The sequence below is a fragment of the Cellulomonas biazotea genome, from assembly GCF_004306155.1.
Taxonomy (GTDB): Bacteria; Actinomycetota; Actinomycetes; order Actinomycetales; family Cellulomonadaceae; genus Cellulomonas; species Cellulomonas biazotea.
In genome coordinates this window covers 1-14,248 of sequence record NZ_BIMR01000086.1, presented here as the reverse complement: position 1 = coordinate 14,248, position 14,248 = coordinate 1, and the positions used below count along the sequence as shown (strand labels likewise).

General features: G+C 72.6%; 12 protein-coding genes. 7 read left to right on the top strand and 5 right to left on the bottom strand.

What is annotated here, in order from left to right; genetic code table 11:
- Positions 1-84 precede the first annotated feature (84 nt).
- Entirely contained in the window at positions 85-984 is a 900-nt protein-coding gene (locus CBZ_RS07125; RefSeq protein ID WP_130780885.1) for a glycosyltransferase, read from the top strand.
- Between the two features lie 11 nt (positions 985-995).
- On the opposite strand, the gene CBZ_RS07120 is transcribed toward CBZ_RS07125, so the two are convergent.
- Positions 996-2,156 carry an acyltransferase family protein gene (locus tag CBZ_RS07120; RefSeq protein ID WP_130780884.1) on the bottom strand — a complete coding sequence of 387 codons (1,161 nt, stop codon included), beginning with the start codon at positions 2,154-2,156 and terminating at the stop codon, positions 996-998.
- 380 nt (positions 2,157-2,536) lie between these two features.
- Here CBZ_RS07120 and CBZ_RS07115 point away from each other — a divergent pair, with 380 nt between their 5' ends.
- The 3 genes from CBZ_RS07115 to CBZ_RS07105 all read left to right on the top strand — a co-directional run bounded on the left by CBZ_RS07115 (position 2,537) and on the right by CBZ_RS07105 (position 7,075).
- Positions 2,537-3,505: a glycosyltransferase family protein gene (locus CBZ_RS07115; protein WP_218022724.1), complete on the top strand. Its 969-nt coding sequence runs from the start codon at positions 2,537-2,539 to the stop codon at positions 3,503-3,505.
- A 4-nt stretch (positions 3,506-3,509) separates the two neighbouring features.
- Positions 3,510-5,411 carry a glycosyltransferase gene (locus CBZ_RS07110; protein WP_165446688.1) on the top strand — a complete coding sequence of 634 codons (1,902 nt, stop codon included), beginning with the start codon at positions 3,510-3,512 and terminating at the stop codon, positions 5,409-5,411.
- A 179-nt stretch (positions 5,412-5,590) separates the two neighbouring features.
- Entirely contained in the window at positions 5,591-7,075 is a 1,485-nt protein-coding gene (locus tag CBZ_RS07105; RefSeq protein WP_130780882.1) for a glycosyltransferase family protein, read from the top strand.
- Positions 7,076-7,133: 58 nt separating this feature from the next.
- On the opposite strand, the gene CBZ_RS07100 is transcribed toward CBZ_RS07105, so the two are convergent.
- From CBZ_RS07100 to rfbA, 3 genes are read right to left on the bottom strand one after another with little or no spacing between them, the layout of a single operon-like run.
- A complete protein-coding gene (locus tag CBZ_RS07100) occupies positions 7,134-8,375 on the bottom strand; it encodes an acyltransferase family protein (protein ID WP_165446687.1) in 1,242 nt (413 codons plus the stop codon).
- Positions 8,372-9,532, bottom strand: a complete 1,161-nt coding sequence (locus CBZ_RS07095) for an acyltransferase family protein (protein WP_130780880.1) — start codon at positions 9,530-9,532, stop codon at positions 8,372-8,374. Before CBZ_RS07095 ends, CBZ_RS07100 begins: the two co-directional genes overlap by 4 nt.
- Complete coding sequence (gene rfbA / locus CBZ_RS07090; RefSeq protein WP_130780879.1) at positions 9,529-10,398, bottom strand: glucose-1-phosphate thymidylyltransferase RfbA; 870 nt, start codon at positions 10,396-10,398, stop codon at positions 9,529-9,531. Before rfbA ends, CBZ_RS07095 begins: the two co-directional genes overlap by 4 nt.
- A gap of 107 nt (positions 10,399-10,505) precedes the next feature.
- On the opposite strand from rfbA, the gene manA reads away from it, so the two are divergent.
- Positions 10,506-11,702 carry a mannose-6-phosphate isomerase, class I gene (gene manA, locus CBZ_RS07085; protein ID WP_130780878.1) on the top strand — a complete coding sequence of 399 codons (1,197 nt, stop codon included), beginning with the start codon at positions 10,506-10,508 and terminating at the stop codon, positions 11,700-11,702.
- Between the two features lie 64 nt (positions 11,703-11,766).
- On the opposite strand, the gene CBZ_RS07080 is transcribed toward manA, so the two are convergent.
- On the bottom strand, positions 11,767-12,501 hold the full coding sequence (locus CBZ_RS07080; protein WP_246013131.1) for a TIGR03089 family protein: 735 nt from the start codon (positions 12,499-12,501) through the stop codon (positions 11,767-11,769).
- Between the two features lie 219 nt (positions 12,502-12,720).
- Between CBZ_RS07080 and CBZ_RS07075 the strand changes: the two genes are divergently transcribed.
- Positions 12,721-13,050, top strand: a complete 330-nt coding sequence (locus tag CBZ_RS07075) for a WhiB family transcriptional regulator (protein ID WP_130780877.1) — start codon at positions 12,721-12,723, stop codon at positions 13,048-13,050.
- A 51-nt stretch (positions 13,051-13,101) separates the two neighbouring features.
- Positions 13,102-14,248 (top strand): glycosyltransferase (locus tag CBZ_RS07070; protein ID WP_130780876.1); only part of this gene is annotated, 1,147 nt, incomplete at its 3' end.

Below are 14,248 nucleotides of genomic sequence, written 5' to 3'. Positions count from 1 at the left end.
GGCACGGGGACCATCTTGGTGCACGCGGCCGGTGCTCGACGCCGCGGCGGGGGGGCGGGGCGACCCGGCGACTAGGCTCGCCGGGTGCCGCTCGACATCTTCATCCCGTTCTGGGGGGACCCTGACCTCCTCGAGACGACAGTGCGCAGCGTCCTCGCGCAGGACAGCGACGACTGGGTTCTCACCGTCGTCGACGACGCGTACCCGGACCCGCGCCCCCGGGCGTTCCTCGAGGGGATCGACGACGACAGGGTGCGGTACGTGCGGCACGAGTCGAACGTCGGCATCACCGAGAACTACCGCGCGTGCGTCGCGATGGCCACGCACGAGCACGTCGTGCTGCTGGGCTGCGACGACGTCCTGCTGCCGGACTACGTGCGGACCGTCCTGGCCGCGCACGCCCGAGTGCCCGAGGCGTCGGTCGTCCAGCCGGGCGTGCAGGTCGTCGACGCCGACGGCACGGTCGTCCGGCCGCTCGGTGACGTCGTGAAGGACCGGCTCCGCGCCCGCGCCACTCGGCACGGCCGGCTGCTGCGCGGCGAGGCGGTCGCCGCCGGCCTGCTGCAGGCGGACTGGCTGTACTGGCCGTCGCTGTCGTTCCGGCGCGACGCGCTGACCAGCCTGCCCTTCCGTGACGGGATGCCGATCATCCAGGACCTCGCGCTCGTCGTGGACCTGGTCCTCGCGGGCGGCTCGATCCTCGTCGAGCCGCGGACCTGCTTCCAGTACCGGCGGCACGCGTCCAGCGCGTCCTCGGCGAAGGCGTACGACGGGTCGCGCTTCGCGGGGGAGCGCGCGTACTTCCGTCTCGCGGCGGGCCTCGCAGCCGACCACGGCTGGCGGCGTGCCGAGCGTGCGGCTCGGTGGCACGTGACGTCCCGGCTGCACGCCCTCACGCTCGCGCCCGGCGCGTTGCGTGCCCGAGGTCTGCGCGGTCTGGGCCCGCTCCTGCGCCACGCGTTCGTGCCGCTGACGGACGCCTGAGCGGGGTCGCGCTACACCTGGACGGGCGCGGGGGCAGGTCCGGGCACGCTTGCCACGGGCGCAGCGGCCGGGGCGACGTCGACGTCCTTCGGGGGCGTCGCGCGACCCCGACGGGCGCGCCGCATCACCGGACGCTCGACCAGCAGCCAGCTCGCGACCGCGAGCGGCACGGTGGCGACGACGGCGAGCAGGTCGTACGCGACGAGACCGAGGCGGTGCGCCCCGGCGAGCGCGAGGAGCTGCTGGACCGGGAACGCATAGATGTAGGTGCCGTACGAGACGTCGTGACGGCGCACGAGCGCGGGCAGCGGCAGCACGGCGCCGAACCAGAGCAGGCCGTACGCCATCGGCAGCGACGCGAGCTGCGGGCCCCAGCCCGGCACCAGCTTGACCGCCGCCAGGGTGAGGACGACCGCGAGGGCCGCGCCGGGCCAGCTCAGCACCACCCGGTCACGCAGCATCCACAGCAGCCCGCCGGCGAGGAAGAACGGCACGAGCTTGAGCAGGAACGTCAGGTCGACGTTGGCGCCTGTGTACCGCATGAGGACGCCCTCGTTGGCCTTGAGCGCGATGCTCGCGACCAGGACGGCGGCGAGGCCCCAGGCGTTGCGCCGCAGCAGCGCGAAGCACCCGAGCGCGCCGACGAGCAGGTAGCAGGCGAACTCGTAGTACAGGCTCCACAACGAGCCGTCCCACGCGCCCGGGTACGGCACCGCGGCCGGGGTCTGCGCGACGTCGTAGGCGTTCATGCGCAGCGTGATGTTCGAGGCGATGTAGCCGAGCGGCGTCGTCGGCGTACCGAAGAAGCCGTCGAGGCCGCCGTGCACCGCGACCCACCCGATCGGCGCGAAGACGAACGCCGTGACGGCGAGGCAGACGAGGAACGCGGGGTAGATCCGCGCGACCCGGTGCACCAGGTACTCGCCGAGCGACCGCGTCCATCGGCTCGCCGTGATGAGGTAGCCGGACAGTGCGAAGAACCCGAAGACGGCCCAGCCACCGATGTTCTCCCCGGCCACGTGCGGGCCGACGCCGGCACCCGAGAGGTACCAGCCGTGGGCCACGAGGACGGCGAGCGCGAGGATCAGCCGGACCCCGTTGAGGCCGTTGCGGCGGGGATCGAGCACGACGGCGCCCGTGGTCCACCACCGGCGCGGGTCAGCGAGCGTCATGAGGAGATTGTGCCTGGCGACCGGCGTCCCGGTCGCACGGTCCCCGAGGGACGGGACGCCTGCCTGGAGACGTTCCGCTCGGTCGAACCGTCACCAATCCGGCCACTCTGTCGCGTCGACGACTGCGCGGGCCGTTTGTCGCAGGTCGTGGCACAGCATCCGCATAGGATGTCGCCCGAGCCACGCGTCGCCCGAAAGGTATCGAGTCGCCGCGCGTGGTCCACCCGGGCCGTCCCCGTCCCGGTGTGACGAGAAACGAGGATGACGAAGGTCGGTATGGCACGCGCAGTCGGAGGCGTCTTGGTCGAGCAGCACCTGGGAGGGCCCTCGGTCGAGCGACCCCCGACGGTCACCGCCCCGCATGACCGGAGGGCGGGGCGATGAGTCGTCCGGCAGTCCGCCTCGGTTCCAGCGCCGAGGCCCGTGCCTGGCGCGAGCGCGGTCCGTTCCTCACGACCGGGTCGACGTCGTTGCAGGTGCAGTCCGTGCTGTACCTCAACAGCTTCGCGGCGATCGACCGCTCGCTCGCCAGCCTCGCCCGCTCCGCCGAGCTCGCCGGGCCGGACCGGGTCTCCGTCTCGGTGCGCTACGGCGACTGCTCCCCGATCCGGTGCCTGGAGCCCGACCAGGTCGACGTGCTCGTCGAGCGGTATGCCCGCGACCTGCAGATCTCGTACGAGTGGTTCGGCGACAACCTCGGCTCCGCGCGCGGGCACAACCGCCTCGCCGCGGGCTCCGCCGCCGACTTCCTCCTCACGCTCAACCCCGACGTCGTCATCGCCCCGCGGACCCTCGAGCTGCTGCTCGAGCCGTTCCGCCGCAGCGCCGTCGGCATGACGGAGGCCAAGCAGCTGCCGATCGAGCACCCGAAGGAGTACGACCGCACGACGGGCTCGACGTCCTGGGCCGCGACGGCGTGCGCCGTCTTCCCGCGTGCGCTGTTCGAGTCGGTCGACGGCTTCGACGCCGAGTCGTTCTTCATGTACTGCGACGACGTCGACTTCTCGTGGAAGGTCCGCCGCGCGGGCCTCATGGTCGTCCACCAGCCGGCGGCCGTCGTCTTCCACGACAAGCGCGTCGGGCTCGGCGGCGTGTGGGAGCCGACGGAGGCCGAGCGCTACTACTCGGCCGAGGCCGCGCTCATGCTCTTCCAGAAGTGGTCCCGGCCCGACCTCGTCGAGCGCACGCTCGTCGACTTCGACAACGCTCCGGACGCCGTCTACCAGCGCGCGGCGGCGGAGTTCCGGCGTCGTCGCGACGCGGCGACGCTGCCGACACCGGTGGACGACGAGCACGAGATCGGCATCTTCGAACAGGGGAACTATGCGGCCCATCGATACGTCCTCTGACACGGTGGAGACCGGGTCGGTCGCACCTGTCGAGATCCCGCGCGCCGTCGGACGGTTCTCGCACGACAACGTCTACGGGAACGCTCTGACGCTCCTGGAGGCGCACCGGTCGGCCATCGTCGACGACGCGCGCGACGTCATCCACCTGGATCTCTCCTGCGGCGACGCACCGCTCGCCGTCCCCCTGACGGCGTCGCTGCGTCGGACGTACGTCGGGACCGACGGTTCGCCCGACGCCGTAGCCGCGCTCACCGCACGCGGCTTCGAGGGGCACCACGTCGACCTCGTCGACCGTGAGCAGATCGCCGCGGACCTGCGCGCCGTCATCGGTGACCGTCGTGTCGCGTCGATCTCGCTCATCGACGTCCTGCAGGGCATGCCGCCGACGCAGACCGTGCTCGCCGGGGTCCGTGACGTCGCGCTGGAGCACGGCGCGGTCGTCGTGGTCAGCGTCCCGAACGTCACGCACGCCGACGTCGGCTTCAAGCTCGCCATCGGCCGCTGGGACGTGACGCCGACCGGGGTGCTCAGCGCGTCCGCGCTCCAGCACTACGACGCGTCGTCGTTCGAGCGGGCGCTGCGCCTCGCGGGCCTGCACCCGACGGCGTCGCGCGACGTGGACCGCGAGCGCAGCGACCAGCACTTCCCCGAGGACCACTCGGCGCTGCAGCGGGGGACGTCGTTGCACGGCCTCCTCCTCGCGCTCCGCGAGGAAGCCGGCCCTGGCGCTCAGACCACCCAGTTCGTGCGGGTGTGCGTGCCCGGGCCCCTCACGGACGAGGCACAGTTCGTCGAGCCGTTCGACGGCGTGCGGCCGTTCCTGTCGATCGTCATGCGGACCCAGGGCACGCGCCTTCAGTGTCTGGTCGAGGCGCTCACCTGCCTGGCAGGGCAGAGCAACACGGACTTCGAGGTGCTCGTCCTGGGGCACCGGCTCACGGTCGAGGCCCAGCTGGGTGTCGAGCGCGTCATCGCGGACCTGCCGACGTGGATGCGCGAGCGCACCCGTCTGGTGCGTGTGGAGCACGGTCGCCGTGCCGCCCCGCTCAACGTGGGCTTCGCCGAGGCCCGCGGGCACTACATCGCGATCCTCGACGACGACGACATCCCGATCGGCCACTGGGTCGAGACCTTCGCGTCGCTGGCGGAGCGCCACCCGGGCCAGATGCTGCGTGCGGTGTCCGCACGCCAGGACATCGTCGAGTGCACCGTGCTCGACCGTGTCGGCATCCGATCGACGGGCTCGATCGAGGACATCTACCCGGCGACGTTCGACTTCGTCGATCACCTCCGGCAGAACTTCACGCCGAACACGGCCATCGCGTTTCCGCGCGGTATCTACCACGACATGGGCATCCACTTCGACGAGTCCCTCACGACCACCGAGGACTGGGACTTCATCATGCGGGCTGCGTCCGTCGTCGGGGTGGCCTCGGCTCCCACGATCACGTCGCTCTACCACTGGTGGGTGCAGGGTGCGTCGTCGCGCACCGACCACGACAACGGCGAGTGGGACCGCAACTTCCAGGCGATCCTGCGCAAGTTCGACGAGAACCCCGTCCTGATGCCGGTCGGCTCGACCGTCCGCATCCGCGCCCTCCTGCGCGAGCGGGACGAGGCGGTGTGGAGCATCGGGCACGAGCAGGGTCTCGCCCGTCTGAGCGCGGAGGCGTTCGGGCGCGAACGGGAGCGCGTCGCGATGCTGTTCGAGGTGCAGTCGATCCTCGACTCGCGTTCGTGGCGCTTCTCCGCCCCGCTGCGGGTCCCGGCCCGGCTCGTCGGGCGTGGCCGCCGGATCAAGGCGAGCACGTACGCCTACGCCTCCACCGAGCAGCTCGCCGAGGTCGTGCGCAACCTGCGCGCCTCGCGTTCGTGGCGCGCGACGAAGCCGCTGCGCCGGCGGTGAGCCGCCCCAGCCGACCGGTGGGCGCCCCCGGAGGGCGCCGCCGCGGCGTGGTCTAGGGTCGTTCGCGACCCGTGCAGCGCGCGACGTCGGCCCAGCGTGCGGGCCGTTGTCGGACGCTGCCGGCGCAGGGTGTGCGACGACGTGCCCCGAGCATCGTGATGTCGACGGGAAGGTAGGCCATGAGCAGCCTCGACGGGCAGCGCGTCGTCCTGACGCAGTCGTTCCTGTACCAGTTCGGTGGGTCCGAGGTCATGACGCTCGAGATCGCCCACGAGCTGGCGCGTCAGGGCGCCGAGGTGGTGGTCGTCGTCCACGGCCACTCCGAGGAGATGGCGCGGGACCTCACCGCGGTGCCCGGAATCCGACTGATCCGGACGAGCGACCCGGCGCTGGAGGGCGTGCTCGCCGAGGCCCCCGTCGACATCGCGTGGATCCACCACCAGCTCATCCCGGAGCGGCTGCTGCGTGAGCGGGCGGGCACGCGGTTCGTCTTCAACCACATGTCCTCGTTCCACCCGCTCGAGTTCGCGTGGGCGCACCGGATCGAGGCCGCCCTGGCGGGCGCCGTGCTGTTCCCCGCGCCGGAGGCCCGGGTGGCGCAGGTCGAGACCGGGCTGCTCGCCGGGGTCGACCCGGCCTACCTGCAGGTCCTCGGGAACCCGTCGCCCGACGCTTTCGCGGCGAACGGGCGCGGTCCGGCGGCCGAGCTCGGACGCCTGCTCGTCGTGTCCAACCACATCCCGCCGGAGCTGGCCGAGGCCCTGCCCTCGCTGCGTGAGCGCTGGGACGTGACGGTCGTCGGTCAGCAGGCCGAGCTCGGGGCGGTGCGGCGACGCGTCACACCGGACCTCGTGCACGAGCAGGACGCGGTCGTGACGATCGGCAAGACGGTGCAGTACTCGCTCGCGGCCGGCGTCCCGGTGTTCTGCTACGACCACTTCGGCGGCCCGGGCTGGCTCGACGGGTCGAACGTCGCCCTCGCCGCGGAGCACAACTTCTCCGGGCGCGGGTTCTCCGCCCGCAGCGGCCCCACGGAGCTCGTCGACGAGATCACGGCGGGCTACGCGACGGCCCGCGCAGGCGTGGGGGCACTCGCCTCGTACGCCCCGTTGCTGGGCGATCGGCTCCGTGAGGTCCTCGCCACGGTGGGGGAGCCCTCCGCGGTGCCGCTCGACGAGGCGGACATCACGGCACACGTCGCCGTCCAGAGCTCGCTCGGGATCTTCATGGTCATGTCCTCCGAGCTGGAGGAGGCCCGACGCTGGTACGCGGACAACACGGCCGAGCTCGAGGACGCCCGCGTCGCGCTCACGACGCGAGTGACCGCTCTGGAGGAGCGCTCGACGGGTCTCGAGTCCGCTGTCGCACAGGCGCTCGGCCGAGAGGAGGAGCTGGCGGCGACCTACCGGGAGGCACGGTGGTGGGTCGAGAAGCACGAGCAGGACGCGGCTGCGCTCCGTGAGGCCCTCGCCACGAGCGAGGAGCAGACCGAGGCGGCGGCCTCGGTGGTGCGTGCGCTCACCGCCGAGCTCGAGGCGGCACGTGCCGAGGCGGCGGGTCTGGTGGACCGCCTGGCGGAGTCGGAGGACTCACGACGGGACCTTGAGCGCTCGCGGCTGTACCGCTACACGAAGCACAGCCGGCGCACGGGGCGGCGGCAGTAGGCACCGGCGGGAGATCCGTACTGCGTACCGGATCCCGAGGGCGCCCGGCCAGGGCCGCCTAGGCTGACGTCGCGACGGCGCCGACCTGAGCGCGGTCCGCGTCGACCGCCGCTCCCACGGCGGCAGGTCCACCCACGGCGGCGACGGACTCGCCGGCGGGCACGGCCTCCACGGGGCTGCGCCCGCTGCGGCGGTCGAGGCGGCGGCGGGCCGTCCTGAGCGCGGGGCGTTCGATCGCGTACCAGCTGCCCACAGCGGCGAGCGCCGTGAGGGCGGTGGTGGCGATCACGTAGGGCCACAGGCCTGCGGTGTGGACGCCGAAGACCACCAGCAGCTGCTGGACGGGGAACGCGTAGATGTAGACCCCGTACGACACGTCGTTACCCCGGACCCAGCGGGGCGACGGGAGCACGGTCCCGAGGTACAGGAGCGCCGTCGCGAACGCGGCCGCCGTGAGGACGGGACCGCGCTGCGGATCGAGTGCCGATGCTCCCACGACGAGCCCCGCAGAGAGCAGCGCGACGGGCCATGTCAGCGGGACCCGGTCCCGCCACCGGTACACCGCGGCCCCGGCGAAGAAGTACGGTGCGAGCGCCACCAGGTTCGCGACGTGCGGGTCGTTGCCGACGTACGGAGCCACGTGCGGGTACCCGACGGCCAGCGCGGTGACGGCGGCCAGTGCGACGAGCACGGCGATCCGTCCGCGCCACCAGGCGAAGACGCCGAGCACCGCGAGCGCGAGGTAGCAGATGAACTCGTAGTACAGCGTCCACAGCGACCCGTTCCATGCCACCGGGTACGGCACGGTCGTCAGGGTGTCGCCGACCGCGTACGAGTTGATCCGCAGGAAGGCGTTGGTGAGGACGTAGTCGAGCGGGGCGGTCGGGCCGCTCGTCAGGAACCCGTCGATCGTGCCCTTGGCCATGACGTACGCGGCCGGTGCGAAGACGAACGCGGTCACGACCAGGCACACCCAGTAGGCGGGGAAGATCCGCGCGATCCGGAGCATCAGGTACGTCTCGACGGGTCGGGAGTCCCGGCTGGCCTGGATCAGGTAACCGCTGAGGCAGAAGAAGCCGGCGACGGCCCACCCGCCCAGCCCCACCCCGAGGAGGGTCGGCTTGCCGGTGAACCCGCCCAGCGGGTAGGCGTGGAAGACGAGGACGGCGAGTGCCAGCACGAGGCGGATCAGGTTGAGGCTGTTGCGCCGTGTGGCGAGGACCGCGTGGTCGCCACGGCGTGCGGTCGGCGCGCCGTGGACCGCCCGGGGTGCCGCGACCGGGACCTCTCGGGACGTCACGGTGCCGGCGCCGGTCGCGGTCGGCGACGCAGCATCGTGCGCGCGAGACGCTGGCTGGGGCGTTCGACCCAGCGGTAGGTCACCCAGGAGCTGACGAGCGAGGCCGTCACGCCGAGGACGAACGCGACCGTGAAGGGGAGCCCTGCGCGGTCGAGCAGGGTGATGGCGAGCATCCCGACAGGCAGGTGCAGCAGGTACAGCGAGTAGCTGATGTCACCGAGGACGCGGAACGGGCGCCAGAGCCGGGTGATGCGTGCGCGCGACGTCGCGAGGAAGACGACGATCGCGAGCACGTAGGACGCGGCCGGCTCGACGCTCGGGGTCATGAGCTCGCCGGGGAAGGCCACCGTGTAGAACAGCACGTAGAGCAGGCCGGTCGTCGCCACGATCCCGATCGAGACCGACGTCGAGGCCCGGCCCTTCGCCTGGAGGTAGAAGGTGCGACCGACGAACAGGAACGCGAGGTACACGCACGTCGTCGACAGGTACTTCAGGGACGGTGTCGCGATGACGACAGGGGTGACGACCGCCCACACGCCGACCATCACCCAGGTCGAGCGGACGGGGTCGCGGCGGGACATGGGGATGAGGAGCAGGACGAGCGTGTAGAACGTGAGCTCGATGGCGAGCGTCCACGTCGAGCCGAGGACGAAGGTGGTGCCGGTGAGCTGGTCGAGCACGAAGACGGCCTTGAGGTAGTCCACGGGCGTCCCGTGCACCATCCCTGGGAGCGTGTCGATGCCGTTCGCCCGCGCTGCTGCCAGCGCCACGCCGGTCACGAGCACGGCGACGGCGAGCATCGGGAAGATTCGCAGCGCGCGCTTCACGGCGAACTCGCGCCGGGTCTCGCGCTCCGACGTGTAGGAGATGATGTAGCCGCTGATCAGGAAGAACACGACCACACCGAGGTGCCCGGCGTTCTGGAAGAGGTGGAACGGCACGACGACGTACTGTGCCCAGAGCTGCTGGACGACCCATGAGCGCTCGTTGGCGTAGAGCCAGAAGCCCGACAGGTGCGCCCAGACGACCGCCGCCGCTGCCGCTCCGCGCAGGAGGTGGACGAACTCGATCCGGTCGCGCCCAGGGGAGGTCGGTGCGACCCCCGTCTCCCGCTCGGCGAGCAGCTCCGTGACGGGCTCGACGACGGCCGACGTCATCGTGGCGTTCCGATGAGACCCAAGAGGTACGACCCGTAGCCCGACTTCACGAGCTTCTCCGCGCGCACCCGCAGCTCGTCGTCGGACAGGAACCCGCGACGCCAGGCGACCTCCTCCGGGGCGCCGATCTTGAGCCCCTGGCGGTGCTCGATGGTCCGCACGTAGTCGGACGCCTCGAGCAGCGAGTCGAAGGTGCCGGTGTCGAGCCACGCGGTGCCGCGGGGGAGGACCTCGACCTGCAGGCGGCCCTGCTCGAGGTAGACGCGGTTGACGTCGGTGATCTCGTACTCGCCGCGCGCGGACGGCTTGAGGTCGCGCGCGATGGCGACGACGTCGTTGTCGTAGAAGTAGAGGCCGGGCACCGCGTAGTTGGACCGCGGCTGCGCGGGCTTCTCCTCGAGGGAGAGGGCCCGTCCGGCCTCGTCGAACTCGACGACGCCGTAGGACGTCGGGTCGGCGACGCGGTAGGCGAACACGGCGCCGCCCTCGATCTGCTCGAACCGCTGCAGCTTCGCGCCGAGCCCGGGGCCGTAGAAGATGTTGTCGCCCAGCACGAGCGCGGCGGGCTCGTTCCCGACGAAGTCGGCGCCGAGCACGAACGCCTGCGCGAGCCCGTTGGGCTCGGCCTGCACGGTGTACGAGATCGAGATGCCGAACTGCGAGCCGTCGCCCAGGAGACGCTGGAACTGCTCGGCGTCGTGCGGGGTCGTGATGACCAGCACGTCCTTGATCCCGGCGAGGATCAGCGTCGACAGCGGGTAGTAGATCATCGGCTTGTCGTAGACCGGGACGAGCTGCTTGCTGACCCCGAGGGTGATGGGGTGCAGACGGGTGCCGGAGCCGCCGGCCAGGATGATCCCACGCATGGTCATACAGTGTGACGCATCCGGGGGGGTGGATGGGCCACCTTCACGGACGTCCGGCGTCGAATGTGTACGATCTGGACATCTTGCCCTCGATCGAACGGTGCTCCGTGCAGCGCATCTCTCACTCCTCCCAGCGGTACGCCTGGGGCTCGCCGACCGCGATCCCTGAGATCCTCGGCGTCCCGCACGACGGCCGGCCCTTCGCCGAGGCGTGGTTCGGTGCCCATCCGTCGGCTCCGGCGCGGGTCGTGACGCCCGAGGGCGAGCTGCCGCTCGACGCCGTCGTCGCAACTGGGCGCGAGGCGGTCCTCGGGGCCGACGTCGCCGCTCGGTTCGGCGAGACGCTGCCGTACCTGCTCAAGCTCATCGCCGCCGACAAGCCGCTCTCGCTGCAGGTCCACCCCAACCTCGCGCGTGCCCGCGAGGGCTTCGCGGAGGAGGAGGCGGCGGGCGTGCCGGTCGACGCCGCACACCGCAACTACCGCGACCGCAACCACAAGCCGGAGCTGGTGTTCGCGCTGACGCAGTTCGAGGCGATGTGCGGGTTCCGGGCGCCGCGTCGTGCCGCGGAGATGTTCGCGGGCCTCGACGCGCCCCTCGCCAAGGAGCTGCACGGCATCCTCATGGCGCAGCCCGACGCGGAGGGCATCCGGACCGCATTCACGCAGCTCCTCGAGCCTGCGACGCGCCCGTCGGCGGACGAGGTGCGCGAGCTCGCGGAGGCGTGCGCGGCACGGCTGGAGCGCGGGTCGCCGTCGCCGCGTGCCGACCACACGGTCGTGCTGCTCCAGTCGGAGTACCCGGGCGACCCGGGCGTGGTGACGTCGCTCCTGCTCAACCCTGTGACGCTGCAGCCGGGCGACGCGATGTTCGTGCCGGCGGGCGGCGTCCACGCGTACCTCACGGGCGTCGCGGTCGAGGTGATGGCGAGCTCGGACAACGTGCTGCGGGCGGGCCTGACGAGCAAGCACGTCGACGTGCCGGAGCTGTTGCGCAACGTCGACTACGTCGCGGCCCCGCCGATCCGGATCGCGCCGGAGGTCTTCCACGGTGCGACCCGGGTGTTCTACGCGCCGGTCGACGACTTCGAGCTGTCCGTCACGGACCTCGTCGACGACGCACCGCACCCGTTGCCGGGCCGGGGTCCGCGGATCCTGCTGTGCCTCGGCGGTGCGGTGACGGTCGCGACGGCGAACGACGGCACGCTCACGCTCGAGCGTGGTCAGGCCGCGTTCGTGCCCGCGAGCGACGGTGCCCTGACGGTGTCGGGGAGCGGGACGCTGGTCCAGGCCGACGTGCCGTGACGCGCGCCGGGCAGCGGCCGTCGTCGCCGCGCCCTGCCGGTCCGGACGTCCGGACCGCCCGCCGTCACAGGCGCGGGTCGTCGACGCGTTCGGAGCCGAGCAGCCGGGTGCGGCGCTCGTCGTCCGCGCGCAGTGTCGCGGCGAGGCCCTCGGTGACCAGGACGACCGAGCCGTCGACGGCGAGCACGGCGGCGACACGCGTGACGACGTCCGCGCCCGTGGCGACGAGCGCCGTGCGCGCCCCGGGCTGCGGCGCGGCGGCGGTGACCGCGTCGGCGAGCAGGTCGGCGTGGCTCGTCGACCCTGTCGGGCCGACGAGCGCGGGCGACGCGGGGTCGACGGCGGGGACCCAGCCGATCGCGTCGCCGTACGTCATGACGGCGGACGCGGCATCGACGGCACCGGCGGGGAGGTCGCCGTCGAACCGTCGCGCGAGCGCCGGGAGGGAGACGGCGACGACCTGGCCGCCGTGGCTGTGCCGGTCGGGACGGTCGGTGACGACGACGTCGGCGGGGGAGCCGCCGGCCGGGTCGGCGAGGACGACGCACGCGCCGGTGCGCCAGGCTGCGAACGCCCACACGACGGTCCGCCAGTGGCCGGGGAGGTCGAGCAGGACGCGGGTCCCGGGCTCGGCGTCGAACTCCTCGACGAGGAGGTTGGTCGTCTTGCTCACCCAGTTGTCGAGGACCGCCCCGGACAGCTCGACGCGCTCGCCGTCGTCGCCGTACCAGGTGAGGCGGGGACGCCCCGGTTCGCGGTGGAGGAGGGCGGTCAGGTCGGCGATGGTGGTCACGGGCACGCTCCCAGCGTAGAGCGACACGCCGTATTCACCCGTGTGCCACAAGATCACCCCGACAAATCCGGGCAACTACCACGGCTCGGCTTGACGACCGCTAACGACACGCGTGTAATTCCTTAGAAGAGATTCATGAGCGAGCAACACCACGCGGCGCCCGTCGACGGAGCCGCACGCCGAGCCTTGATCGACCCGCACGCAACACCCGCACGGAGGCACGCCATGTGGAACCTGCTCGACGACGACGACGAGACCTTCCCCTCCGACGCGCGCAAGCCGGCCCCGCCCGCATCGAACGTCCTGCCCCTCTTCGGCGCGCCCGAGGACGACGGCCCCATGGGGTGGCAGGAGCGCGCGCTGTGCGCCCAGACCGACCCCGAGGCGTTCTTCCCCGAGAAGGGCGGCTCGACCCGTGAGGCGAAGCGCGTCTGCACGGGCTGCGACGTCCGGTCGGAGTGCCTCGAGTACGCGCTCGCGAACGACGAGCGGTTCGGGATCTGGGGAGGCCTGTCCGAGCGCGAGCGGCGCAAGCTGAAGCGCCGGGTCGTCTGACGAGTGTCGCTCGCGGGGTTCGCGGACCCCGGAGGGCAGGATGGCTGGAGCATGACCGAGACCCTCCCGCCCGTGGACCTGCCGACCACGACCGCCTCCATCCCGGTGACGACACCGGTGACCGCGGTCGTCGTCACGCGTGGTCGCACGCGTTACCTGGAGCGGGCGCTGACCGCGCTCGCGGCCTCGACGCGCCGCCCCGCGCAGGTGCTGCTCGTGGACGTGGCGCCGACGCGCGGCGCCGTCGACGGCCTCCTCGAGGCCGCCTTCGCCCGTCCTGACGCGGCGCGGCCGCGGCTGCGGACCCTGCACGTGCCGGGCGCCCGCACCTTCGGGCACGCCGTGCGCGGCGCCCTCGCCGACCCGCAGGTCCGGTCCGACGGGTCGCCGACGACCTGGCTGTGGCTCCTGCACGACGACAGCGCGCCCGCCCCCGACGCGCTCGCCGAGCTCGTGCGCGCCGTCGGGCACGCCCGCTCCGTGGCCGTCGCGGGCGTCAAGCAGCGCACGTGGACCGACCCCGAGCGGCTGCTCGAGGTGGGCGTCCGCACCTCGCCGGCCGGTCGACGGCTCACCGACGTCGCGCCCGGCGAGCTCGACCAGGGCCAGCTCGACGGGCGGGAGGACGTCCTCGGCGTCGGCATCGTCGGGGCGCTCGTGCGGCGTGACGTCTGGGACGAGCTCGGCGGACCCGACCCGGCGCTCGGACCCTTCGGCGACGGCGCCGACCTGTCGCGCCGCGCCCGGCTCGCCGGGCACCGCGTGGTGGTCGTCCCGACCGCGGTCGTGCGGCACGCGCAGGCCGGGCACCTCGGGCTCCGCTCGTCCGACGCGCCGGACCCCGCCGACCGGGACGGCGACGGGGTCGACGACGCCGCGGACCCGCGGCGCTCGTACGCCGCCCGCCGTCGCGCCACCGTGCACCAGCGGCTCGTCGCGGTCTCCCTGCCGCTGCTGCCGGTCGTCACGGTCCTCGCGCTCGTGGCGGGGCTCGGCCGCTCGCTCGTGCGCCTCGCCGCGAAGCAGCCCGGCCTCGCGGTCGACGAGCTCCGCGCACCCGTCGAGGCCCTGCTGCGTCCCCTCGCCGTGGCCCGCGCCCGGGCCGCCGCACGCCGGACCCGCCGCCTGCCCCGGCGCACGCTGCGGCCGCTGCAGGCCGGCTGGCGCGACGTGTGGGCGCTCGACCGCGACCGTCGGC

Excerpts from the sequence above, each read along its gene's own strand:
- CBZ_RS07120 (WP_130780884.1), bottom strand. The coding sequence starts at position 2,156 with ATGACGCTCGCTGACCCGCGCCGGTGGTGGACCACGGGCGCCGTCGTG.
- CBZ_RS07115 (WP_218022724.1), top strand. The coding sequence starts at position 2,537 with ATGAGTCGTCCGGCAGTCCGCCTCGGTTCCAGCGCCGAGGCCCGTGCC.
- CBZ_RS07105 (WP_130780882.1), top strand. The coding sequence starts at position 5,591 with ATGAGCAGCCTCGACGGGCAGCGCGTCGTCCTGACGCAGTCGTTCCTG.
- CBZ_RS07095 (WP_130780880.1), bottom strand. The coding sequence starts at position 9,532 with ATGACGTCGGCCGTCGTCGAGCCCGTCACGGAGCTGCTCGCCGAGCGG.
- rfbA (WP_130780879.1), bottom strand. The coding sequence starts at position 10,398 with ATGCGTGGGATCATCCTGGCCGGCGGCTCCGGCACCCGTCTGCACCCC.
- CBZ_RS07075 (WP_130780877.1), top strand. The coding sequence starts at position 12,721 with ATGTGGAACCTGCTCGACGACGACGACGAGACCTTCCCCTCCGACGCG.